Source organism: Sorangiineae bacterium MSr12523 (assembly GCA_037157775.1).
Classification (GTDB): domain Bacteria; phylum Myxococcota_A; class Polyangia; order Polyangiales; family Polyangiaceae; genus Pendulispora; species Pendulispora brunnea.
The window spans coordinates 11266436-11291313 of record CP089982.1; the positions used below are offsets into that span (position 1 = coordinate 11266436).

The 24878-nt window shown below is 65.6% G+C and carries 18 protein-coding genes; 12 read left to right on the forward strand and 6 right to left on the reverse strand.

Annotation, left to right across the window (positions count from 1 at the left end; all coding sequences use genetic code 11):
- Positions 1 to 2: 2 nt before the first annotated feature.
- Positions 3 to 512, reverse strand: coding sequence for a DUF2505 domain-containing protein (locus tag LZC95_44570; protein ID WXA93515.1), 510 nt, complete (start codon positions 510 to 512; stop codon positions 3 to 5).
- A gap of 49 nt (positions 513 to 561) precedes the next feature.
- The gene (locus LZC95_44575) at positions 562 to 1602 is read right to left on the reverse strand and encodes a hypothetical protein (protein WXA93516.1); all 1041 of its coding nucleotides are present in this window, start codon (positions 1600 to 1602) and stop codon (positions 562 to 564) included.
- Positions 1603 to 1954: 352 nt separating this feature from the next.
- Here LZC95_44575 and LZC95_44580 point away from each other — a divergent pair, with 352 nt between their 5' ends.
- Together LZC95_44580 and LZC95_44585 are read left to right on the forward strand one after the other, a co-directional pair.
- Complete coding sequence (locus LZC95_44580) at positions 1955 to 6124, forward strand: hypothetical protein (protein ID WXA93517.1); 4170 nt, start codon at positions 1955 to 1957, stop codon at positions 6122 to 6124.
- A gap of 229 nt (positions 6125 to 6353) precedes the next feature.
- Entirely contained in the window at positions 6354 to 7031 is a 678-nt protein-coding gene (locus tag LZC95_44585; protein ID WXA93518.1) for a hypothetical protein, read from the forward strand.
- Position 7032: 1 nt separating this feature from the next.
- On the opposite strand, the gene LZC95_44590 is transcribed toward LZC95_44585, so the two are convergent.
- A complete protein-coding gene (locus LZC95_44590; GenBank protein ID WXA93519.1) occupies positions 7033 to 7965 on the reverse strand; it encodes a hypothetical protein in 933 nt (310 codons plus the stop codon).
- Between the two features lie 165 nt (positions 7966 to 8130).
- Between LZC95_44590 and LZC95_44595 the strand changes: the two genes are divergently transcribed.
- The 9 genes from LZC95_44595 to LZC95_44635 all read left to right on the forward strand — a co-directional run bounded on the left by LZC95_44595 (position 8131) and on the right by LZC95_44635 (position 21777).
- Positions 8131 to 10863, forward strand: a complete 2733-nt coding sequence (locus LZC95_44595) for a response regulator (protein ID WXA93520.1) — start codon at positions 8131 to 8133, stop codon at positions 10861 to 10863.
- A 115-nt stretch (positions 10864 to 10978) separates the two neighbouring features.
- Positions 10979 to 11938, forward strand: a complete 960-nt coding sequence (locus LZC95_44600) for a hypothetical protein (protein ID WXA93521.1) — start codon at positions 10979 to 10981, stop codon at positions 11936 to 11938.
- 149 nt (positions 11939 to 12087) lie between these two features.
- Entirely contained in the window at positions 12088 to 13377 is a 1290-nt protein-coding gene (locus tag LZC95_44605; protein ID WXA93522.1) for a response regulator, read from the forward strand.
- A complete protein-coding gene (locus LZC95_44610; GenBank protein WXA93523.1) occupies positions 13374 to 13775 on the forward strand; it encodes a chemotaxis protein CheW in 402 nt (133 codons plus the stop codon). The genes LZC95_44605 and LZC95_44610 overlap by 4 nt, the downstream gene beginning before the upstream one ends.
- A 12-nt stretch (positions 13776 to 13787) precedes the next feature.
- Positions 13788 to 14597: a methyl-accepting chemotaxis protein gene (locus tag LZC95_44615; GenBank protein WXA93524.1), complete on the forward strand. Its 810-nt coding sequence runs from the start codon at positions 13788 to 13790 to the stop codon at positions 14595 to 14597.
- The gene (locus LZC95_44620; GenBank protein ID WXA93525.1) at positions 14594 to 16630 is read left to right on the forward strand and encodes an Hpt domain-containing protein; all 2037 of its coding nucleotides are present in this window, start codon (positions 14594 to 14596) and stop codon (positions 16628 to 16630) included. The genes LZC95_44615 and LZC95_44620 overlap by 4 nt, the downstream gene beginning before the upstream one ends.
- Before the next feature lie 11 nt (positions 16631 to 16641).
- Positions 16642 to 17166 carry a ribosomal protein S18-alanine N-acetyltransferase gene (gene rimI / locus LZC95_44625; protein WXA93526.1) on the forward strand — a complete coding sequence of 175 codons (525 nt, stop codon included), beginning with the start codon at positions 16642 to 16644 and terminating at the stop codon, positions 17164 to 17166.
- 9 nt (positions 17167 to 17175) lie between these two features.
- Positions 17176 to 20028: a tetratricopeptide repeat protein gene (locus LZC95_44630; GenBank protein WXA93527.1), complete on the forward strand. Its 2853-nt coding sequence runs from the start codon at positions 17176 to 17178 to the stop codon at positions 20026 to 20028.
- 132 nt (positions 20029 to 20160) lie between these two features.
- On the forward strand, positions 20161 to 21777 hold the full coding sequence (locus tag LZC95_44635; protein WXA93528.1) for a long-chain fatty acid--CoA ligase: 1617 nt from the start codon (positions 20161 to 20163) through the stop codon (positions 21775 to 21777).
- 6 nt (positions 21778 to 21783) lie between these two features.
- Here LZC95_44635 and LZC95_44640 read toward each other — a convergent pair whose 3' ends face one another.
- The 3 genes from LZC95_44640 to LZC95_44650 all read right to left on the reverse strand — a co-directional run bounded on the left by LZC95_44640 (position 21784) and on the right by LZC95_44650 (position 23713).
- Positions 21784 to 22230 carry a hypothetical protein gene (locus LZC95_44640; GenBank protein ID WXA93529.1) on the reverse strand — a complete coding sequence of 149 codons (447 nt, stop codon included), beginning with the start codon at positions 22228 to 22230 and terminating at the stop codon, positions 21784 to 21786.
- 194 nt (positions 22231 to 22424) lie between these two features.
- Positions 22425 to 23036 carry a hypothetical protein gene (locus tag LZC95_44645; protein WXA93530.1) on the reverse strand — a complete coding sequence of 204 codons (612 nt, stop codon included), beginning with the start codon at positions 23034 to 23036 and terminating at the stop codon, positions 22425 to 22427.
- Positions 23037 to 23110: 74 nt separating this feature from the next.
- A complete protein-coding gene (locus LZC95_44650) occupies positions 23111 to 23713 on the reverse strand; it encodes a hypothetical protein (GenBank protein WXA93531.1) in 603 nt (200 codons plus the stop codon).
- Positions 23714 to 23920: 207 nt separating this feature from the next.
- Between LZC95_44650 and LZC95_44655 the strand changes: the two genes are divergently transcribed.
- Positions 23921 to 24868: an HDIG domain-containing protein gene (locus LZC95_44655; GenBank protein WXA93532.1), complete on the forward strand. Its 948-nt coding sequence runs from the start codon at positions 23921 to 23923 to the stop codon at positions 24866 to 24868.
- Positions 24869 to 24878: the final 10 nt, after the last annotated feature.

Below are 24878 nucleotides of genomic sequence, written 5' to 3' on the forward strand. Positions count from 1 at the left end.
TCTTACACGAGCGTGGCCAGACCGCGTAAGATCTCGGCCTCGGCGTCGAAAGTCTTTTTGACCTCCGCCACGATCACCCGCTCGCCCAGGTTCTTCATCACCCGGGGCACGTTCAAGTCGACCTCGCCCTTCACGACGCGGCTCGTGACGCCATTGCCGCCGGACACGAGGGAGTACGTTCCCGATGCGCGAAAGTATTTGTGCCACTCCGGCTTGGAGCTGGGCGTGATGACCCATTCGGACGAGTGCGTGTCGATCGAATAGGTCGACCGCTCGTCCCATGCCAGCATGTCCAACGTCACGTACGGTTGAGCGAACGCTGGGACTTTGACGTTGGGCTTGTAGTTCCAGATGCGCTCCAGCACCCGGTTCTCGAAGCTGTGGGTCTTTTGCTTCACGCGTTCGACGTTGGGTAGCCCCTTCGCGACCTTGTCGATCAGGTTCGGCGACAGGATCGCTAGCTCGAGCGCATCGAGCGGGGCCTCGAATTCGTGTGTGATTTCGAACCGCATCGGGTGGGCCGGAGCATAGCCGGGTTAACCGCAGGTTCGACGTGAAACGTCACTCGCCGCCGGGATTCGCCAGCTTTCGAGCGAAAACGATGGCGTCTTTGCGCTCTCGACCGACGACCAGGTGGTTCTGCAGAACGCCCGTTCGGCGGAAGCCGTTGTAGACAAAGGCAGTCGCCAGGCCCGCATCGTCACTCGGGGCCAGGGCGAAGCAGCCAACGGTCCCGTCCGCAAAGAGGCGCTCGCAGAGGCCCTTCAGCGCGATGGCCGTGGCCACCCTCTCGCCCTCGTTGCGCGGCGAGCTGAGGATCTCGACGAAGGCGTTGCCGAAGCACGGCTGCGACTCCACCGACGCCAGCAACTCGAACCCTGCACGGCCTGTCGCGGCGAAGTACCTCCGCTCGACCCCGCGCCCGAACGCCTCGAACGCGGTGAGGGCTCGCCCCGATCGAAGCGCGGCCGCCAACGGCTTTCGCGTCGCCGCCTCTTGGATCTCCGTGAGCTTCACCGCGGGCAGGGCGCGCTCGGCGAGCTCCTTCACGTGCTTCTTGGCACGCAGCAGCGTCTTCTCGGCAAAGTCGAGCGCGGAGGTATCGACCGGTGCGTCGACCTCGTCGTCCGGGAGCCGCTCCGGATCGAGCCAGGAACGCGAAGCGATGCTCGAACGCGGAACCGTCCGCGCGAGCGATCCCGGATCCGACGGCTGTGCGCGGGATGCTGGAGCGATGATGCGCCGCTCGCTCTGCGCCGGCACACGGGCCTGCGCTTCGACGGAGCACCCGAGAAGGAACGCGTCACTCCGCTTGTAGAAGGCGGGGATGTTCCCCTCTTTGGTGAACCCGAGCTTGACCCAGGTGGACACTTCGTCGCGCTCGACCACGGTGTAGACCTTCTCGACGCCCTCGCGGCGCGCGAGCGACAGAACGAAGGTGCGCTTGGCCGGTGTGGGACCCGCGCGAAAATCAATCACGCGCATCGTCTTCGTGCGCCGCTGCACCAAGAGGCAGAGCGACACCGAGTCGTTCTGAAAGAAGATCTCCCCCTCGGCCTTCTTGTCCGCCTTGTCCGCCGTTGCCCAAGCCTTTGCTGCCATGTCCCCTTCCCGCCCTCGCCAGCCTCTCGACCGGCTGCTACGTCCGCCCCGGAACGTGTTTCAACTTTGAAATGTGGGTACCACGGCGCTCGCTTCAGGGTCAACGGGTTGAGCGAAAAAGCCAGCAATTCACGACAGATCCGCTGCACCTCAACTATGAAATGCGAATTCGTCTACGCAGCTTTCCACCGTAGACAACGACCCCATCCATAAGATATTCCGGATTGACAAAGGTAGTAGGGGGCCGGGGGGTTTCATCTTTCGCACTCACGCAACGCAACCACGTTTGCGTCGGGGCCGAAGAAGTCCTCATCAAGGCTCGTGTGCCGGGTGGCTGGAAGGAGCTTTCGCCATGGGACGCCGATTGCGATCGAGCCCGCGCTCGCGGGATCACCGGACGCTGTGGATAGCCGTTCTTCTTCTCGTCGCCGCTATATCGGCGATGGCGATGGGCGGCTGTAGTGGGGATTCCAAGTCGAGTTCTCCGGAGGAGTCACCGCAAAAAGCCAATCAAACTTCGCAGAATCCTGCGCCCGCCGTGGCCAAACCGACCGATAAAGACGTTACGGTCGATATGCTCGTTCCGTCCCAAGTCTCCATTTCGGAGCTGGCCCTGATTGGCCAGGAAGTCGATATGGGGGAGCGCTCGCGCGTCATTACGCGTCATTCGCGATTTGCGAGCGTGGGAAATGTCGGCCCGGCGTTTACGAAGCTAGCCGCCAAAGCCGAAATGGGCTCTTTGTTCAGCGTCGGCTCGGTATCGCTGCGCGATGGAAGCCATATTCACGGGCACCTGCGCACCGAAGGCAATATCCAATCCGAGGGGCATTTCACGGTGGACGAGAGCGTGGTGGAGCGTCAGCCCGTCGCCACGCGACACCTCGTCCGTCGCGCGAAATTCGCGAGCAGTCGCGATCAAATTCGCGTGGGAGAGGGTCAAAAATTATCCACCCCCGTGAACCCTGGATATTACGTATCACTCCGGTTGGGCCAACGGGCCGAGGCCACATTGACCGCCGGTAGTTACTATTTCGAAAGCTTCGTTCTGGAGGCTGGCGCAAAACTCAACATCGACGATTCGAAAGGGTCGATATTCGTCTTCGTCGAACGGGAGTTCGATGACGCAGGTACGATTGCGCGCGTCAATGGCGGTTATCCACGTTGGCTCGTTTCCTATGTGGGCACGGGCACGGTGTTTTTGCGCAAACCGTTTGCCGGCAGCGTCATTGCACCCCAAGGGACGATTTCGCTGGATGGAGATCCCATTTCCCATGGTCGCCACGAGGGGTCGTTTTACGGCAGAACCGTACGGGTCGGCCCGGACGCGGAAATCCAACTTCACGACTTCCCGTGGATCATCCAGCGGGTGACCTTCGACAAGCCGGCCACCTGCAATGGGGAGAGCGTCCATTTAAAGGTGGAGGCCCAGGAGCCGGCCGCCCCGGGGACGCCCGCGCGCGTCTCCCTCGATGGAATGCCCATTGCGGAGATGTACGATCAGGTCGAGAGTGCGCCCGGGCAACACCTTTATACCATTCACGCCACCGCGGCCGATGGGACGAAGGAATCGCAGGTTGCTCCGATTGACGTGGCCTCGTGCCCGACCACCGCGCCCAAGCTGCCGAAGCTCTTCGCGCAGGAAAACGTATTCCATACGGATACGGCGGATTTCAGCGTGGTGAATGCGAAGGAGTTCGAAGATCCCTCCACGACCTACGTGTGGGACTTCGGCGATGGGCAGACCGTCTCGGGGCCGCTGGCTGCGGTTTCGCACGACTATTCGGACGTCCTTCCGGTTGATGTCGATTACCGAGCCTTCGACGTCACGGTGACCGTCAAGCGCACCGGCGTGGCCGACGCGTCGGCGAAACGCACCTTCGTTCTTTGGAGCACCTATGCAACGAGCCGGGCGCGCGGGGTGCTGGAGCCGCCGGCGACTGCGCTGGATTCCCAGCTCAAGGCGGATGGCACGGATTTCGTGGCGCAAATCGAGTTGAAGAACCTCGAGGGTACGCCGTTGGAATATACGCAGCGGCAGATCGATCAAATCCCGTGCAATGCGGACAATGCGATTGCCTACGGCGGGAGGGAACCCATTTCTCTATCCATTCCCGCCAAAGGGAGTGTGACGCAGACGTTCCGAATTCCGCAGGCCAGTGTGAATTCGGCGAATTGCGCGGTGGCGGTTCATTATTGGGGCGCGGTGGGCGCTCTCAAGGCGCACGTGACCGTGCAGTTCGAGCGGCCCGGCAAGGCAGGGAAAGGGGCGCGCGTACCGCAGCAATTGGCCAATCTGTTGAACTACGTGAACGATCATCAATTGGTGGCCTCGCTCACCGGGCCGGCAAAGCCGAGGGCCAGCCTCACGGCCACGTCGAATCGGATCAGCGAGGAGCAGTTCGCAGCCCTTTACCGCGAGCGGAAGATCCCGGCCTCGGCGCTGCAGTACCTGACGCCGAAGGCGGGGCTCATGTCGGAGACCACGCCACGCGAGACGTGCGATCCGGACAATCCGGGCGCGCCGCCCCAGCCGGGCTTCAGTTGCCAGCCCACCGGGCAGTGGGAGGGTACGGGGCCGGGCGAGCAGCCCATGGATGAGCACATCGAAAATGCGCTCAAGGGCGATGCCATCGTGGTGCGAAGCTGCACGGGGATGATTGCACCGCTGCTGGGCGCGGTCGATCCGCCGCAGAAGTACACGCACAGCGGGATCATGACGAAGCACCGCTTCGAGATCACGCACTCCACGGGCGACGACGATTACCTGGTGAAGGAGCATCCGAGCGGTGTCTTCGGGCAGCCGACGGACGGGTTCCAGGAGTATGCGTTGCGCTACCTGTGGCCGGGGACGATCACGGCGTCGGTGCGGGAAGCCTTCGCGGGAGAAGGGCGGCTGGTGAGCACACCCGAGGGCAAGCCGTGGCGGGTGCGCGGCTTCGAGCGGCTGCAGGTGCGCTGCCCGGGCGATGCCCAGATCGTGTACCCGCGCGTGCTGAAGCCGCCGCCCGAATACGAGCAAGAGGTGCGCCCCAAGCTGATGGCCGCAGCCGACGCGGCCAAGACGATCCACGGGCACTACCGCTTTTACTCGTATTCGAATGCACCGGATACGGAGACGCCCGATCCGAATGGGCCCGGGCCGGTCTCGGGTTCGTCGGGCATCGAGACGTACGGCAAGGTGCCGACGGTGTGTTCGTCGTTCGTGCGTCTGGCGCTGAAGAAGGCGGGTTTCGTCGTCGATCAAGACAAGGCGCTGCCGAAGCCGAGCGATGTGACGAACGGGCCGCCCGACGGCATTTTCTTCTACGACGTGCAGGAGCGAAAGCACGCGGGCAACGTTCTGTACTCGGGCCTGTACGATACGGTGCAGTACCAGCTCTCGCGTGCGGGCTCCTCGCTGGTGGACGATGCATGGTGGGGCGGCTCGAACTCGTACAATGGGCCGCTTTGGAATGGGGCGGGGATGCTCTCGAGCTTTTTGGCATCGAGCGGCCCCATCGCCGGGTGGCTCACGGATGCACCGAACGACATTGCGAATCAAATTGCCAACTGCTTCGCGTCCGACTTTTGCTCCGAGGCCGCGAAGGACAGCGACGCATGGCGTGAGCCGGGCAATGGCTTCGCCGTGAGCCCGGACAACCTGGTGGACCACTTCGATTCGCCGGCCACGGGTGGCCCGTACGGCTACAGCGAGCGCATGATCTACCGCGGCAAGGACTACCGCCAGGTCTTCGAGTGGCGTCCGGCCGAGGGGACGATGCCGCTCGACATCCACGTGTTCACGCAAGATGGATACGCGGTGCCGTTTGCCCAGGTCGAGGTGCGGGGCTTCACGCCGAACCCCGTGACGGCCAACGCCATCGGCGTCGTGCTCGTGGAGGGCGTGCCACGCGGCAACATCATGATCCATGGGCAGAAGTTCATCGACAACGAGCTGCGCGAAGGCGACGCGTGCTACGTGCCGGCGGAACCGAGCAACCCGAACTCCGCGACGTTGCGGCGGGTCGACTGCAGCAACTTCTCGCAGTACCTCGACAACGAGGTGTACTACGAGGCGCGGGTCTACCTCAAACCGCCACGCGCCGAATTCCGCGCGGTCGTCTTCGATGGCATCGTCGATCTGAAAGACTGCGACTGCGGAAGCGCCGACGAGTGGAACCATCCGGTGATGCACCGCGTATGCCTGGTCAACCCGCTCCACCGGGACGACGACGTCGGTATGGAGCCCGGCGAGCTATGCTCGGACGAGGTGGGATTGCGCTTCCACGCCCACTGCCAACTCCAGCCGGACAACCGCACGGTGCGCATCTGGCAGGACTACTGGTTCTACGAGAACGTGAGCCCCACCTGCGGGGGCAACGATCTCGAGGACGAGCGGCACCATCAATTCGACGTGCTGCAGGATCAGACCTTGTGGCCCGCGCAAGAGACGCTGGTCAACGGGGGGACGTGCGGATTCTCGAGCTGCGATGACTTCGCGACGATCCGCAATTTGAGCATTTTGAACCGGCGGGCGGATTAGCCCGAAGAAGAAGAAGGAACCGCCAGGACGCCAGGATCGCCAGGGGTGGAGGCCGGGAGGTCACTCCACCCTAAATTAAATTTTGGGTTTTCCGTTCCGAACCCTCTGGCGGCCCTGGCGATGTACCCCTGGCGATCCTGGCGTTCTCTCTTCTGCGGTGAAACCCCTGGCCTCGCGCGGCGTAGTGCGTGGGGTGCGGGTTTTCATTTTGGCACTCGTGGGGGGGGTGATGGGGCTGCCGAGAATGGCCGAGGCCTGTGGGCTGACGCCGCCGATTGGGCCGAATGGGCTTCCGGCGATTTGCCATGGGGAGGCTTCGGAGATTCGGTTTCACGGCGGGCTTGCACTTGGCGGAACGTCGACGGCCCTCGATTTTCCCGGCGGGCGAGGCGATCTGCTGCAGGGCGCGGGGGTCGCGACATTCGACGTGATGCCGCTCGATGGGCTCACCTTCAGCCTTTCGGGCGGCGCGTCGTTGGGCGGGCGCGTCGATTACGGCGGCGCACGCTACGATTTGCAACCGGGGTGGCTCGCGGGGGTCGGCGTGGCGTACCGCTTCTTTGGCCGCAACGGGTTGCCCTTCGTGCAGCCATCGTTCACCTATTCCATCGCGCGCACGACGAGCGAGGCGCCCGATGGAACCGAGGCGGCATTCACCTCGAAGGACTGGCGCGCCGGGCTCGCCGTGGGAAAGGTCGTCGGCGGCTTCGCGGCGCCGTTCGTGGCCGCGCGCTACTTCGGCGCCGGAACCGATTGGAACGTGGCCGGCGGCCACGGCGGCGACCATTATCGCTACCACGTCGCCGCCGGCAGCGCGTTTGCGCTGTCGGAACATTGGGACGTGGTTGCGGAACTCGCGTTCCTCGGCGAGCGACGCGCGACCCTCGGCGTCGGGTACACCTTCTGAGCTACATCAGCCGCGCGACATCGGCCGGCGCGGCGCCGAGCTTTTCCAAGGCCTCGCGAAGGCGCTCTTTCTGGATGGAAACGAGCGTGGGCATGCCGCCCGAAAGGCCCAGAATCGACAGAAAATCGAGTCCGCTGTCGAAGGGCGCGGCCAAGGTCAACGTGTCGCGATCGAGGACCATGGCGATGCGCGCGCGCGCCTGCCCCATGAGGAGCAGCAACGTCTTGTCGTAGCGCCCGTGGAGGTCTGTCGCCTCGAGAAACGCGACATTGGGCGCCGGCCCCGTGAGGGGCACGATGGCGTAACGCATCGCGATCTCGCGCGTGGTCTGCTCGATGGCCGAAAGCTCGCTGGCCGCCTCGTCGATGCGCTCCCAGAGCGAGGCGTCGTTCAAGCCCGAGGCCAGGTGCCGCACCACGATGCCGAACAGCGCGAGATCCCGCGGCCGGGCGCGCAAAGCGCGATCGAAACGCGCCCCGATGGCGCTCGGCGTCCCAATGCGCGTGTCGATGGCCCGGGCGTCGGCATCGGCGCCAGGGTACGGCTCGACGCCCTGGCGGATCCATTTGGCGGCGCTGCACAAGCCGTCGAAATCGTTGTGGCATACGACCGTGTCGACCGGGCCGATGCGGGCCACGACGTCGGGCGTAACCATCTCGGGGCATGCCCCGTGCTCGGCCTTGGTCGCCAGCACGAAGCGCGGATCGAGCTTGTACTTCGCGTGAAGCACGTGATCGTGGTGGTCCACCCAGCCCGCGAGCCGTGGCCCCAGCTGCTCGATGAACGGACGCGTGATGTCGTCGAAACCCTTGCCCGAAGCCTCCGAAGCGAACGCGATGTCCAACACGACCACGCGGCCCTTGAGCTCCTTCACCTTGGGTAACTTGCGTGGACTGGCGAACGCAAGGGCTGGATACAGCAACGGCGCATTCATCTTACGCGACCGTACTGCAGCGACGGCGCGCTTGGCGAGCCCTCGTCATCGACTTCGACCCCGCTTATTCAAGTGCGAACCCCCAGGGCACTCGCGCGGGACCCGCGCTTGCGTGCGCTCGCGCCGTGACAAGCGTGAGGCGCTCCGATATTCTCGTAGGAAATCATGAGCACCAAAGTCCTCGTGTTCGAAAGCGACGCGGCCTTCGCGAACGAGCTTCGAACCGAGCTGGGAAAACTCGGCTGTTCGACCCTCGTCGTGGATGACGGGAATGCAGGTTTGCAGCAAGCGGCGACCACCAAGCCCGACCTGATCCTTCTTTCGATCGAGCTCCCTAGGATGAATGGGTTTTCGGTCTGCAACAAGCTCAAGAAGGACTCAAACCTCAAGGACATTCCGCTCATCATCATGTCGAGCGAGTCCAGCGACGAGACATTCGAGCAACACCGCAAGCTTCGAACCCGCGCGGAGGACTACGTCCACAAGCCGATCAGCTTTGGGGAGCTCGCTGCCCGCATTCAGCCATTCGTGCCCCTCTTCTCGTCGGCGCCGGCGGCCTCGGGCCAATATGCCTCCGTGTCGGGACCGCCCCCTGGTTTCGCGGCCTCGAACCAGCCCATCGTCATCGACGACGACGTGGAAGAAGAGCTGCTCGCCGAGGAGGAGGCCGCCGAGGAGCCCCTCGAAACGCGCGTGCAGAGCCGGGAGACGTTTTCGGCGGACGTGGAAGCGCTGACGGATGCCGCCTTCCACCGCATCACGGGCGGTGAGTCGAACGGAGCCTCGACGTACGCGCAACCCGTCGAAGAGCCGCAACCGGAAGAGCGCTACCCGAGTGCGCGCCCCCCGGCGAGCGGGCGACCGCCCTCGAGCGTGCGGGCCGTGCCCGACGAGAGGCTAACGGCGCGCATCGCCGAGCTGGAGCGCGAACTCGCGGGCGCCAAGGACGAGGGTACGCAGCTTCGCGAGGAGCTTTTGCGCGTGCAATCGTCCGAGGGTGAAACGCAGCGCCTGCAGCGCGAGGTGGACGATCTCAAGGGCCGTCTTGCCAGCAAGGGCGGCGGCGTTTCCAGCCGCGAGTTCTTGGACCTGCGCGAAAACCTCAACAAGAAGGACAAGGAGATCCTCAGCCTCAAGGAATCTCTGTCGCGCAAAGATCGCGAAGCCTTCGACGTACGCGAGAAGTCGCTGGCCCTCGAGCGGGCCAAGGGGGAGCTCGACGACGCGCTTTTGCAGCTGGAACGCGAGCTCGCCGACGCCCGGGACCGCATCGAGCAGCTCTCGGCCGACAAGGACCAGGCCAAGAAGGCGAGCGAAGACCACCGTGCGCGCATGCAGCGTGCGCAGGCCGAAAGCGAGGCGCGCGCGCAGGAAGCGCAGGATCTTCGCAACAAGCTGGCCGAGCAGGTCGCGCGGGCTGAAGGCGAGATCACCGCGCTCAAGTCCGAGCACGCCACCTACGTGAACACGCTCACGCAAGAGCACGAGGATGCGGCGAATGCGGCCTTGCAGGCCGCCCACGACGAGCATCAGGGTGCGCTGGCCAACCTGCGCAACCAGCACGCGAACGAGCTCGCGGAGGCCGACGCCAAACGGCAACGCGATCTCGATGGCGCCGAAGCGCAGCGCATCGCCGATCTCGACCATCTGCGGCGCGAGATGCAGCACGAGCTCGACGAGCAGGCCGAGCAAGCCATCCGTGAGCGGGCTCGCGCGGTATCCGAGCACGAAGCCGAGTTGCGCGAGCAGTACGCGACCCAACTGCAAGGCGTGCAGGCGGCCCATGCCGATGAAATCGCGAGCGTGCGCAGCGAGCATGCGGCGCAATTGGTCGCGGCCGAGGCACGGCGTACGACGGAGCTCGCCGAGGCGGAAGCGCGCCGCGAGAGTGAGCTCGATTCGCAGCAGCGCGTCTTCGCGCAGCGCCTGCGCGCGCACCAGCAGGAGATGGAGGAGGCCAAGGTCGCCGCCCTCGCCGCGCTGACGCTCGAGAAGGATACCCACATCGCGAACCTGGAAAGCGATCGCGATCAGCGCATTGCCGATCTGGAGCGTGACCGCGATCAGCGGATCGCGACCTTGGAGCGCGATCGCGACGTACGCATCGCCGATCTGGAACGCGACCGCGATCAGCGCATCGGCGACTTGGAGCGCGATCGGGACGAGCGCATCGGGATCCTGGAGCGGGATCGCGACGATCGCATCGCATCGCTGATCAAGGAACGCGACGACCGCATCGCCGATCTGGAGCGCGATCGCGATCAACGCATCGGCGACCTGGAGCGCGATCGCGATCAGCGCATCGCGACCTTGGAGAGCGAACGCGATCGAAAGCTCGAGGAGCTCACCGAGCATTACGAGGGGCGCATCCGCGAGGCGGAGCAGGCGCACTCGACGCGGGTCAGCGAGCTGGAGACGGACCGCGACACGCGACTGGCGGCCCTCGAAGCGCGCTACACGCAGGAGCTCCAGGAGGAGCGCACCCAGAGCGCGGACGCCCGGGAGCAGGCAGCGCGCGAGATTGCTGCGCTCACCACGGACTTGCAGAATACACGCGAACAGCTGTCGGCGATGACGGCGGCCAAGCGTGAGAACGACGCGACGAACGGCGCTCGCATCGCAGAGCTCGAGCGTGACCTCGCCGGCCTGCGCAGCGTCCGCGAGGGCCTCGAGAACGAGGTGGCGAGCCTGCAGGCGAAGAAAACGGAGCTCGAGACCGAGCGCGCGAACCTACAATCCACGCTGGAGAGCACCCGCGAGCGGCTCGCCAATGAAACGGCCCGCGCGGATCGGGCCACGGAAAAATGGAGCGCCGACCGGGTATCCCTCGAGCGCGCCAAGGATGCCCTTGCGGTTGCGCTGGCCCAAATCGACGACGTCGAAGCGAGATCGATCTGATCTCCCAATCTGATAGCCTTGGGGTATGGGGAGGCTATCGAGGGGAAGTGGGCGTATTCACATACGAATCGTCGCCGGCTTCGCTTCGCTGATTTTTCTAGCCACTTCGAGTTGCGTGGCGCTTTTCAGCCTGGACGATCACCAGGCGGACGGCGGCGGTCCAGGCCCGGGCAACGACGGCGGTGGTAGCAACGACGGCGGAAACCCTCCGACCGATGGAAGCAACCCCGGGAACGACAGCGGCCCTCGCGACAGTGGCACGGACGCGCCTATTCCGGAGTGCACCGGAGGCGGGCCGCGTTTCACCAACGCGAGGCTGATCCCCGGTCTCGAAAAAGCGGGGATCCATCAGCACAGCGTCCGCGGCGTCGGCGACGGGGCGGGGGTGTACTTGACCAGCGAGCGTCCCGCCGAAGGCATCGATCTCGGCAGCCACGTGTTCGGGGCCACGCGCGGTGGCTCTGGATTCAGCAATCCCGAGCCACCGCCCGGGACGAACATCAACTCGACGGATTTCCAGCGTCACGCCATCGCCACGGGCGATGACATGTCGATGTTCTACATTCAGCTCACGGGCACGAACACGTTCGGAGCCATTTGGCGCGCCAAGCGCTCTTCCGCCGGGGCGGCCTACGGAACCGAGGGCGCGGTGCAGGGGCTATCCGGAACTTCGTACGGGGACGTTTACGTCACGAAGACCGGCGCTCACATGTACATGACGAAACAGAACGGGTCCTTGGACATCTTCCATTCGACGCCACAAGGCACGGGCTATGCGGCGCCTGCCCTCGTCGACGGAGTGAATTCCCCCAGAGACGACTATGCGCCCGTCGTCAGCGACGATCTCAAGACGATGTACTTTGCACGCGAAACCGGAGGGCAAGTCCGCATCCGCGTGGCCAAGGGGCAGAGCGGCACGGGGTTCGCAGACGATAAGGAAGTATGCGGGCTCAATCCGTCGAATGAAAATACGTATCCGACGTGGATATCCCCGGATGGCAAAACGCTCTACTACGTGCGGTATATTGGCGCGACCGGTATACGCGAGCTCTGGCAAGCCGAGCTCGTGCCCTAGCTGGTACCCTGAGGGGGAGCCGGCCGCGCGTCACACGCAGCGCGTCGACACCTCAACGATGACGTCGAAGAAAGAGCCTTTACGATTCTACGTACCCACTCTGGCTCTTCGCCTATACTTGGCGCTCTGTGGTTTCAGCCTCCCCATTCGTGGCGGCCTCCAGCCCGCGCATCCTCGTCGTTGACGATAGTCCCACCGTTCGCAAGGTGGTCGCGTCCATTCTCGAGCGAAATGGGTACACCGCATACACCGCGCCCGATGGGGAAGCGGCGCTTGCCGCCCTAGCGAATGGGTCGTGCGATCCCGAGTTGGTGCTCGTCGACTTCGTGATGCCGCGCATGAACGGGCTCGCGTTCTGCCGGGAAATGAGAAAGCGTTTTCCGGATCGCAAAATTGGTGTCGTGCTGATGAGCGCCAAAGCCGATCGCATCCGCGACAGCTTTTTGCAGCAGGCGGGCGCGCTCGACGCGATCAGCAAGCCATTCGATCCGCAGGCGCTGCTCTTGGTCGTCGACAACGTGCTTCGCAAAGTGGAGCACGCCCCGACGCCCAGCGCGACCACGGAGACGGAGATCGCGCCGCCGTCGATCTTGCAGCCTCCCTCGGAACCGCCGCAAGCGGCGGTGGCGGGCGAAGGCAAAGTCATTCTCTCGGGCGATCTGACGCTGCCCATCGGCGCCGTGTTGCAGATGCTCCAGATGGAGAATCAGACCGGCGTGCTCGTCGTCGAGGGCGAGGTCCGCGCGACGGATGCAACGCGGACGACCACGCGCCGCACCATCGCGATCACGTTGCGTGAGGGGCTCATCGACTTGGTGCAGTCGAAAACGGGGCCTGGGACCAGAACGGCCTCCAACGCGAGGCCTGGTGCAAGTGGGGACGAATTTCGGCTGGGGCGCTACTTCGTCGAGGCCGGATTGGTCACGCCCGAGGAGCTCGAGCAAGTGCAGGCCTCCCGCGGCGCGAACGGCACGAAGCTGCTCGGCGACCTGCTCGTCGAGTCGCGCAAAATCTCCCTGGGCGATCTGCGCGCAGCACTCATCCGCCAATCGAGTGAGCTCGTCTACGAGGCGCTGCGATGGCAGTGTGGTCACTTCGAATTCCGTCGGCGGCCGCCCCCTTCCCTTGCGGCGGCCTCGCGCCTCGGGCTGCCGGCCGCGCAGGTCGTCATGGAGGGCTTCCGCCGTGTCGACGAGTGGCGCGTGATCGAAGCGCGCGTCGGCCGCTTCGACGAGGTCCTCGTGCGCGATCCCGTAGCCATTGCGGCCTTGGGCGAAGGCCGCCTCGCCAAATCGGAACGCGCCATTTTGGACGCCATCGACGGCCGGCGCGCCATCGGTGAAATCGTCTCGGCGGCGCACATGTCGAGCTTCGAGGGCTGTCGCATCCTGTTCCAATTGATCGAAGCGCGCCTCGTTCGCCGGCGCCCGGCACCATGAGCGAGCGTCCGTCGGGCGCCAAACGCGGTGGACTGCTCGTGCGCATCGACGGACAGCCGTTCTTCCTGCCCGCGCACGCCACCGTCAGCATCGAACCGGTGCCGGCCATCGTCCGCGTGCCCGGCGCGCCCGCGCAGATCCTCGGCATCGCCACCCACGAAGGCGAAGTGCTCCCGGTGATCGCCATCGGCGCCGACCGAAGCGTCATGGTCGTGTGCCGCTACGGTGGCGAACTGCTCGGCATCGTGGGCGCCAGCGTGGTCGGGGCGGGCATCTTCGAGTCGACCACGGGCGCCGACTCGGTCTTCTTCCTCGGCGAAACTGCGGAAGACATTGACTTATCGGAGGTTTACAACGCCCTGCAAGGAGGCGCTTGGGCGGGCCGCTGGGGAGGCTGATAGTCTTCGCTCATGCCGATCGAACGATCCAAGCGTCACTTCATCCGACTCCTGCGTCGTTCGGCCAAAGGCGCCGCATCGTCGGCGGCCAGCCGCAACGCCGCCGAGGAGAGCGCGTTCTGGATGGCCCACGAGCGCGCGCTCAATCGGTCGCGCGAAGCCGCCGAGGCCGCGCAACGGATCGCCTCCGTCGTCGCCAAGCAGCGCGCCACCGTCGACGCACTGGCGGATCGCTCGCGCGCCGTGTCCGCGCGCGCGCAGGAGCTCTCGGCGACGTTTGCGCGCGTCGCGGACGTGTTCGACCGCCTCGGCCTGGTTGCCCTCAACGCCGGCCTCGAGGGTGCACGCCTCGGTGAATCGGCGGGCCGCGCCGTCCTCTTGGTGAGCGACGAGGTGCGCACGCACGCCCTGCGCGGCGCCGAGGCGGTGCGCGAGCTTTCGTCGGCGCTTTCCGAGATGGGCACCGATCTTTCGCAGCTTCATACGAGCTTCGAGGGCCCGCGCGAAGCGGCCAGCGAGATGGCCCAGCACGCGGCACTGGCCGCGGGCGCGGCGTCGGATGCCGAGCGGGCGCTCGCGGAGATCGAAGCGCGCATCCGTCAGGCCACGGGCAGCGATCCCGAAACCGCGCGCGCCCTGTCCGAGGCGAACGAACACGTGCAATCGCTGATGACCAGCTTGGGCACCTTGGGGAGCAAGCTCGCGCACGACGAGCTCATGTCGGCGATCCGCCCGATGCTGGAGCCGATCGCGCGCGTGCTCATGGACGACGAGGCGGAGCAGGAAGACTCGACAGCGACGGAAAAGAACGAGGCCACGTGAGCGAAGTCGTCGATCCGGAGCTAACACGGCTGCTCATTCTGGAGCTGCGGCGCCACTTGCCGGCGCTGGAGAAAAAGCCGCCGAACCTCGACGTGTGCCGGCGCACCTTGCACGCGCTCAAAGGCTCGGCGGGGCTCGCCGGCGAGAGCGAGCTGGCTGCGTCGCTGCAGCGGCTCGAGCGCCGCGTGCGCGAGGGGGAAATTCCGGCCATCGTCGAGGCGTCGCACTTGGTCTCGCGGGCGGTGGACCGCCTTTCCAGCGGGCGGCGCTTCAGCGGCTCGGCGTGGCCCGAGCCTCCCTCGGACCTGCGCCCCTCGACGTTGGATCCGCTGGTGCGCACGCAGTACACCGAGGAAATCTCGGATCGATTGCGCGAGATCGATGCGGCGCTGGCCTTCGCGGGCGATCCCGTCGATGCCGCCATGGCCGCGTACCGCCACGTGCACACCATGAAGGGCGCGGCGAGCGCGGTGGGCGACGAGCCAATGAGCTGGTTCTGCCACGGCCTCGAGGAGCACCTGAAACGGGCGACGGTGCGTGAGACCGCCGTCGCAGCGTTGCAGGAGCTCGGCGGCTTTCGCGGCGTGCTGGGCGCGCTGCTCGACGATCCCGAGGCGGCGCTGCGCACCTTGCGGGGCATGCCCCTCACCTCGCGGCATAGCACCGTGCCGGCGCCGCGCGCGTCGCAGCGGCCCGAGGAGGAGCCGCGGTCCATCGCCGTCGACGATGGAACCATTCGCGTGGAGGCGCAGTCGATCGATCGGCTGCTCGATCGCTTCGTGGTCATCGGCCTGGCGCGCGAACGCATTTCGGGGCAGCTCGAGCGCGGGCGCGGACGGGTGCAACGAATGCGGCGCATGCGGGCGGATCTGTCGGAGGCGCTGCGCCTCATCGGACCGCCGCGGCCCTGGGGTGCGCCCGCGGCGGCGCTCAAGCGCATCGATGCCGCCATTTCGACGCTCACCGATGTGAGCGACGAGACGGAGCGGTCCATCGGCGACATGCGCGGAGGCGATCTGGTGCTCAAGGACAGCGTGAGCGACGCGCGCTCGGAGCTCTCGGCGATGCGGCAGACGCCCGTCGGGCAAATGTTCGCGCGCATCGCCAGCGCGGTGGAGGCGGAGGCGCGGCGTTCGCGTCGCGAGGTGGTGGTGCGCATCGAGGGCGCCATCGACCGGCGTCTCGCGGAGATGCTCCTCGAGCCGTGCCTGCAGATGGCCCGCAACTCGGTGGCCCACGGCATCGAGCCGCCGCAGGCGCGCCTTCAGCTGGGAAAACCCGCCGCGGGCACGATCACGCTGTCGGCACGCAAGGGCGGGAGCCGGCTCACCTTGACGATTTCCGACGATGGCCAAGGGGTGGACGTGGCCGCGGTGCGAAAGCGGGCGGTCGATGTGGGCGCGGTGGCACCGGCGCTGGCGGATGCGGCCGACGACAACACCTTGCTCGCGCTGCTGTTTCTGCCGGGCTTCTCTACGCGCGAGACGTCGGACCTGCTCGCGGGACGCGGCATCGGGCTCGACATTGCGCTGAGCTCGATCCAGCGCCTGCGCGGGGCGCTGCGCCTCTCGAGCCGGCACGGCGAAGGCTTCGCGGCCCGCGTGGAGGTGCCCATCGAGACCGGTCTGGTGAGCGTGCTCTGGGTCGGCGCCGGCGGCGACGAATACGCGGTGCCCGCCGCCAATGCGCGTGCCGTGCGAAAGACGGAGGCGGCGGATCCGCGGGTGCCGCACCTGTCGGCGTGCCTCGAGGCGCGTACGAACGACCTGGCGGCGCTCGCGCTGGACATCGGGCTGTACGACGATCCGCCGTATGCGGTGGGCATCGATTCGGTGGGCCGCACGGAAAAGGTGCTCGTGCGTCCGCTGACCCCGCTGCTCGCCACGATGGGGCCCTACGCCGGAGCCATCGTGCGCGAAGACGGTTCCTTGCGCTTGGCCATCGACGTGTATGCCCTGGCCCCGCGCGCACGGGCCCTCGGGGCCGTACCGGAAGCGCGCACCAGCGTCTTTCCGCTCCGCGACGAGCTGTAGCTATACTCTCGATGCAGATGCTACCCGCGCACGCGCCGTCGGACGTTCCGCCCATCGAGAAGATGCGCACCGAGGACATCGCCGACGTGCTCGCCATCGACGCCGCGTCGTTCCAGGGCCATCGCACCACGGCGGACAACCTGCAGGAGGAGATGGCGCGGCCGTGGTCCCATCTCTGGGTGGCCCGCGCGCCGGGCGGCAAGATCGCGGCGTTCATCGTGCTGTGGCACGTCGCCGACGAGGTGCACGTGCTCAACGTGGCGACGGATCCGTCGTGGCGGCGGCAAGGCTTCGCGCGGGCGTTGATGGAGCACACCATCACCTTCGCGCAGAGCCACGAGGTGCGCCTGCTCATGCTCGAGGTGCGCCGCTCGAACACCGCGGCCATGGCGCTGTACCGCGCCCTCGGGTTTTCCGCGATGGGGGTGCGGCGCGGCTACTACTCCGACGGCGAAGACGGAATCGAAATGATGCTCACCTTCGATCCGCAAACGAAGGAAATCGTCCACCAGCCGGACGAGATCACCATTCCTTGACGAGGACCGATGCGACCCAACAAGCTTTTCCTCTTCTTGACCTGCGCCACTCTGGCTTCCCTGCCCTTTGCATCGTCCCCTGCCGATGCGCAGCCGGCTTCACGCGCGCCCGCTCCCGCGACGCCACCGGCATCGACCGCCGCACCGGGGACGTTGGCCGCGGCGCTCGAGGCGGTGAACACCACGGATTACGCGCGGGCGGAGAAAGAGCTCTTGGCGCTCCGCGGGACGGATCAACCGGCGGCGCAGGCCGCGCTCGCACGCATCATGCTCGAGCAAGGCCGCTTCCCCGAGGCGGACAAATACGCGCAGCAGGCCGCCCAGAATGCGGCGCAGCGCGGCTATGCCGTGGCGATTCGGGCCGAGGTGCTCTTTCGATCGGGCAAGGTCGCCGAGGCGATCCGCCTGCTCGAGCCTTTGAAGAACGAAAAAGGCGCGGGCGGAAGGCGCGCTCGCCTCGCATTGGGCGAGTTCCTCATCGCAGCCGGACGGCGCAACGATGCCGAGCCGGTGCTGATGACCATCATCCAAGACTACAACGACAACTCGGTCGGTGACCGCGACGCCGAGGGCCTCGCCACCGTCGCCCGCGCCGCCTTTTACCTGCGCAGCCCGAAGGACGCGAACAACGCCTTCAACGAGAGCGAGCGCGTCGACAAGAAGAACGTATCGACGCTTCTCTGGCGCGCCGAACTCTTTCTCGACAAGTACGATCCCGGCCACGCGGAGCAAGTCGTCAAAGAGGCCTTGGCCATCGGCCCGAAACGCGCGGACGCGCTGGTGGCCATGGCCCGCGTGAAGCTCGAGCAAACCCTCGACTTCGACGCCGCCGAAAAGCTCATCAAGGATGCCCTGGCGGTGAATCCGAAGCACGTGGGCGCCTTTGCCGTGCGCGCGGGCATCGCCCTGCACGATATGGATCTCACCGGCGCCGAGCAAGCCATCGCCGCGGGCATGCAGGTGAACCCGAACGACCTGGAGCTCTGGAGCCTGCGCGCGGCCACCAAGTTCCTCGGCGACGACCGCCCCGGTTACGAAGCCGCCAAGAAAGAGACCTTCGCGCGCAACAAGGAATACTCGAAACTTTATGCCATCGTCGGCGACTACGCCGAGTGGGAGCACCGCTACGACGACATCGTCACCATGATGCGGGAGGCGACGAAGATCGATCCCGACGACGAAAAGGCTTGGGCCCAGCTCGGGCTCACGCTTCTGCGCAGCGGCGACGAAACCGGCGGCATGGATGCGCTGAAGAAGGCGTGGGGAAAAGACCACTTCAACGTGCGCGTCTTCAATACGCTCAATCTGTACGAGCAGCAAATACCGAACAGCTACGACAATACGCAATTTGGCATTTTCAAAGTTCGGTATTCCAAAGAAGAGAAACCGGTCCTCGAGCGCTATGTGCCGCGGCTCTTGGGCGAGGCGTGGGGGTCGATGAAGGCGCGCTACGGGTTCGTACCGACGAATCCCGTGGGCGTGGAGCTCTATGCGACGCGCGAGCAATTCAGCGTGCGCACCAGCGGTTTGCCCAACATCGGCATTCAGGGCGTGTGCTTTGGCCGCGTGGTGGCCGCCATGAGCCCGCGCAGTGAACCTTTCAACTGGGGCACGGTGCTGTGGCACGAGCTGGGGCACGTCTTTGCCATCCAGCTCTCGAAAAACCACGTCCCGCGGTGGTTCACCGAGGGGCTGAGTGAATACGAGACCATCGCGCGCCGGCCCGAGTGGAAACGCGAGCTCGATCCCGAGCTGTACTTGGCCATTCAACGCGGCACCCTGCCCGGCGCCGTGGACATGAACCGCGCCTTCACCCACGCCGAAGGAGCCTCCGACGTCACGGTGGCTTATTACGCGGCAAGCCAAATGCTCGTCTACACCGTCGAGCAATACGGCATGGCCAGCGTCGTGAAGGCGCTCAAACTATGGGGCGAGGGCGTGCGCACGGCGGACGTCATCCAACGCGCCTTCGGCGTTCCCGCGGCGACGTACGACAAAGCGTTCCGCGAGTGGGCGGTCGCGCGCATGTCGCGTTACAAGAATCAATTCCTCTTCGACGATCATCCCAAGTCGGTGGACGACGCCAAGGCGGCGCTGGCCAAGGCCCCGCAGGATGCCTCGGCGCACGTGGAGCTCGGGCTGGCGTACGCGCACGCCCGCAAAATCGACGACGCGAAGCAGGAGCTGGAGAGCGCGCTCAAAATCGACAAGGATCACAAGAAGGCGCACTTCCTCCTGGCCAAGCTGGCGAAAAAGGAAAGCGACGTCGCGCTTGCGCACCTGCAGGCCATTCAACGAGCGGGTGGCGATGGGTTCTACGTGCAGATGGCGCTCGCCGACATCGCCGAGGCGAAGAAGGACAAGGCCATGTACCGCAACGCCCTCGAGAGTGCCTACCATTACGACCCGAGTCAATCCGAGCCGTTGAAGGGCCTCTACGATCTGGCACACGAGGAGAAGCGGGATGCGGACGAGCTCGACCTCCTGCAAAAGCTCGCACCGCTGGAGCAACACGATCGAAAAATCTGGCGCATGCTGCTCGAAAAGCTGGTCGCGGCCAAGCGCTGGGAAGAGGCACGCGCCGCCGGTGAATCGGCCATCTTCGTCGATGTGGAGCATCCCCTAACCCACATTGCATACGCCCGCGCACTCTCGAATTTGGGAGACCGCACCAAGGCCATCTTCGAGCTGGAAAGCGCACTCGCCTGCGCAGCGCCGCCGAAAGAGAAGGCCACGGCCCACGCCCTGCTCGCGGCCGAGTACGCAGCGCTCAAGAACGTTGCCGAGGCCCGCAAGCATCTGGCGGAAGCGCAGCGCATCGATCCGGACAACGCCGACGCCAAAGCGGTGAAGATCCCTTGACCCGCTCCCGCTCCCCCTCCCCTCCCGATCTCTCCAACGGGAGCGGGATCGGGAGCGGGAGGGGGATGAGAAAAGCCATTAACGGCTGTGCAGTGCTCGCGTTATCGTTAATCCGATCAGGAGGGTGAGGACATGTTGACCGGCCGCATGATGGACTTCCCGCTCACGGTGACGCACATCCTCGAGCGAGCACGAGCCTTCTTTCCGAACGTGGAGGTGGTGAGCCGTCGCGCGGATCGCTCGCTCGACCGGAGCACCTACGGACAGGTGTACGCGCGCGGGCTGCGGCTCGTGGCGGCGTTGCGCAAGCTCGGTGTGCGGCCGGGCGATCGCGTGGCGACGCTCTCGTGGAACCACGCCGAGCACCTCGAGGCCTACCTCACCATCCCCGCGATGGGCGCGGTGATGCACACGCTCAACCTCCGCCTCGCGCCCTCCGAAATTGGCTACATCGCCAACCACGCGCAAGACAAGGTGCTGCTCGTCGACAAGTCGCTCTTGCCGCTTTATACGAAGTTCAAGGCCGATGTGCCCTCCATCGAACACGTCATCGTCGTCGATGGAAAGGAGGACGGGCTGCTCGAGTACGAAAAGCTGCTCGCCGAGGCCGATCCCGCGGGCGTGACGCTTCCGTCGCTCGACGAGAATTCGGCGGCGATGCTCTGTTACACCTCCGGAACGACGGGGTCGCCAAAAGGTGTACTCTACAGCCATCGTTCCACCGTGCTTCACGCGCTGGTCGCATGCATGCCCGACAACATCGGCATCCGCGGCGACGACGTCGTCTTGCCGGTGGTGCCCATGTTTCACGCGGCCGCGTGGGGTCTGCCGTACGAGGCGGCGATCACCGGTGCGAAGCTCGTCTTTCCGGGGCCGCACCTGGATCCGGAGTCGCTGCTCGATCTGATCGAGCGCGAGCGCGTCACCTTCGCGGGCGGCGTGCCCACCATCTGGCTCGGCATTTTGGATCGCCTGGACCGCGAGAAGGGGCGCTGGGATCTTTCGTCGTTGCGGCGCATGATCGTGGGCGGGGCCGCGGTGCCGGCGTCGATGATCGATGGCTTCGCGAAGCGGCACGGCATCGAGATCATCCATGCCTGGGGCATGACCGAGATGAACCCGCTGGGAACCGTCGCGCGCGTGAAGGAGCAACTGCTGCGCGAAGGCACCGACGAGCAGCGCCTCGGCTACCGGGCCACGCAAGGCTTCGCGGTGCCCTTCGTGGAGCAGCGGCACGTGAGCGACGAAGGCGAGATCTTGCCCTGGGACGGCACCAGCATGGGCGAACTCGAGGTGCGCGGTCCGTGGGTCGCGTCCTCGTACTATGCGGACGAGGGCAAAGACCGCTTCACCAAGGACGGCTGGTTCAAGACCGGCGACGTGGTGCGGATTTGCAGCGAGGGTTACGTGCGCATCTGCGATCGCTCGAAGGACGTCATCAAGTCGGGCGGAGAGTGGATCAGCAGCGTGGCCTTGGAGAACGCGCTGATGGCTCATCCCTCGGTGCTGGAGGCGGCCGTCTTTGCCGCGAACCATCCGAAGTGGAGCGAGCGGCCGGTGGCGGCCATCGTCTTCCGCGAGGGCATGCGCGCCAGCGACGAGGAGCTCGCGGCCCATCTCGCTTCGAGCTTTCCCAAGTATTGGCTTCCCGATGCCTACGTCGAGCTCGCGCAAATCCCGCGCACGTCCACGGGGAAGTTCCTCAAGACGAAACTGCGGGCCGACTACGCGTCCATCTTCGAGAAGTGACGCCCGTCACTGCTTCTTCGCGGCGGCGGCTGCGTCCGTCGGGCGCGGTCGCCGTGCGGGCGGGTGCGCCGGCGGGCGTGCAGCAGGCTCGTCCTCTTCGGGATCGCGCACCGCATCGAGCGCACGCAGAGCCTCCATTTTGAACGAGTCCCAGTCGGATTCGTCCACAGTGTCCAGGCGGCCCTCCAGATCGGAGAAAATGGCGCGCTCCTTCTCGAGGGCCTGCAGCGCCTTGTAGACGGTCGCCTGGCTCGCGCCGCGGGTTCGGTCGGCGAGGAGCTCGAGCGCGTGCGTCTTACGCGCGACACCATCGGATGCGCTTCGAAGCAGCAGGCCTACCGCGTAGCGCTCCTTCGCCTCGTGCTCACTGTACGCGATGCGCCGAACGCGAACGCCGTCGTGTGTCCGCTCCGAGGGGGGCGCGTCGCGGTTGGACGCGGTGCCCTCGGGCACCTTCGGCGAAGGTGCGGAGTGTCTCGCGTCGGAAGGTACTGCGACGTCGCGTGGCGCTCCGCCACGGGGCGCGCACGCCGAACAGAGCGTTCCCAACAAGAAAACCATTACGAGCCATCGGTATTCGCGCTCCTCCACCTGCCGCACGAAGACTGCGTTTGCAGCAGTCGTGCCTTACCGGATCCGAAACCGATTCACTTTCCGCAAACGAAATAGCCTTTGATGCTCCGGCTTCGCATGCATGTCTCGCCGGTGTCGGCGCATTCGTTCTCGGCGGCATTCGGATCGCAAAAGAGGACGTAGATCTCCTCCTGCGAAGGACGTCCCACGCAGCGTCGTCGCGGCGTGCACTCGACGGTGCTGTAGCTCGCAGTCCGCTCACTGTAGACGCCGCAGCAGACCTCGCCTTTGGCGCAGTCGTTTGCGCTGTCGCAGCCCACTCGGACGCCGCCGCACAGCGACAAGCCGCGCACCATGCACGAACGCAGCGTGGAATCCATGAAGGTCGACACGCAGCAGTATTCGCGTTCGCGGTTGCAGTACGTGGGCGCGTTCTCGATGTCTCCGCAAACGACGCCGGTCGGCAGCGACCCCGTATCGGGTTTGCCGGAATCCAGCGGGAGGCCTGCGTCGGCGTTCCCGCCCGCATCGCTGCCCCCTCCCGATCCTCCGCCGGGGGGCGTATTGGATGACGCACCCTGACTCGGTTCCTCGAGAAGCTCCGAACCGGTCGCACCGCTGCATGCGGCGATGCTTACCGCCATGGCGGCGGCGAGAACGGACGAACGAATGGCCAATGCTCGCATGATGCTCCCCTCATCATGTCCTGCGGCGCCTGCAGCACTGCAGACGCCCTGTCTCTAGCTTGCTTCTCTTTTTGTCATCGGCAGTAGCGGTAGATCCGGTTTTCAGAATCGATGCCCGTGCACTGTTCGCTGCCGCGGCAATCCGCGTCGGTGGTGCAAACCTGGAGCGAATCGGAGTCGCACCGCTCCTGCTCGCACGAGATGCGATCGAAGTGCTGGTCGCTGCCGCTGCCTGTTAGATGCCCGCAACAACGCTGGCCTTGCCTGGGACAATCATCATTGCTGTCGCATCGGGCGGGAAACTGATCCGAGTTGGGGCAACCTGCGGCCTGGCCGCACGCGTAGGTCTTGGACCCGAGAAAGTTGGTCGAAATGCAGCAAAGAGGCTGACCGCCACTGCAATACCGCTCGGGGCTGTTGTCGTAGCAGCGCACGCCTCGGCTCTGCGGGCCCGAGTCCGGCGGCTCGCTCGCGTCGGTTCCGGTGTCGCGTCCCTGTCCAGAGTCGCCCCCGCCGCCGCCATCTTGCCCCGGTGGATTGCCACCGCCATCGCCACCGGAACCAGGGCCGGTGCTGTCCAAGAGATCACTCGAGTTCGCTCCACCACAGCCCACTGCGGTGCCAAGTCCCACGCCGACGGAAATGGCGGCGAAGCGCAATATGTAACCAAAGTTCATAGGTCCTCCAACCCCTCCCACCGGCGTGGATCCACCGACGCGCCCGGAAAAGCTCGGTCGACGTCGCCAGTTTGCCATGGCACGACTATTTCGCAACGCATGGCCCAGCGCCCGGGACTCTGATAAAAGCGTCGGCCCCTTACAACCCGTCCGCTCCCCCCTCGGGGGAGGGTGACGTTTCCCTTCGCGAGTTTCCAAGTTTCAACCATGCCGATGGCGACCCCGCACGAAGTTCTTCCGCCCAGCGCCGACCGCGCGATGGACGCGCTTGCCCTTGCCGCCTTTGCCGCCGAGACGGGTCAGACGAAGTCTATCGTGCCCGCAACAGCGATCGATTTCGACGCCGCACTGAAGCTCGATCCGGTCAAGGTGCGCAGCCTCCTCGATCGAGTCGTGATGGGCCAAGATCCCGAGCTCGGGCTCGACGTGCTTCTCGAGCAGAACGCGCTGCGAGCACTCTTTCCCGAAGTGGAGGCCATGGTCGGTTTCGGCGATGGCGAGTGGCGCCACAAAGACGTGTGGAAGCACACGAAGCAAGTGGTGCGTCAGGCGGTGCCTCGTCTGGAGGTGCGCTGGGCGTCGCTGTTCCATGACATCGGCAAAGTGAAGACGCGTTCCATTACGCCGGACGGAAAGGTCCACTTCTTCGGCCACGCCGAGGTGGGCACGCGCATGTTCGACCGGCTCGATCGGCGGGTGCGCCTGTTCTCGCCGGACGCCGCGCTCAAGGAGACGGTGCGCTTTCTCATTTTGCACCACCTGCGCGCGAACCAATACGAGCCCTCGTGGACCGACAGCGCCGTGCGCCGCTTCGCGCGCGAGCTGGGCGCGCACTTGGACGATCTCATCTGCCTCGCACAGGCGGACATCACCACGAAGCGCCCGGAAAAGAAGCGCAAAGGGCTTTCGCAGATCGCCGAGCTGGCCGAGCGCATTCGCATCCTGGCAGAGGAAGACGCCAAGGTGCCGCCGCTGCCGTCGGGCGTGGGCGACGCCATCATGACGGCGTTCTCGCTCAAGCCATCGCGCCTCATCGGCGAGATCAAGCGCGCCCTCGAGGAGGCCGTCGCTGCCGGCGAGGTGCCGTCGCACGAGGCGTGCGAGGTGTACGTCGAGTTCGTCCGCGCGAACAAAGAGCGCTTCGGCCTCGGGTAAATCAACGAAC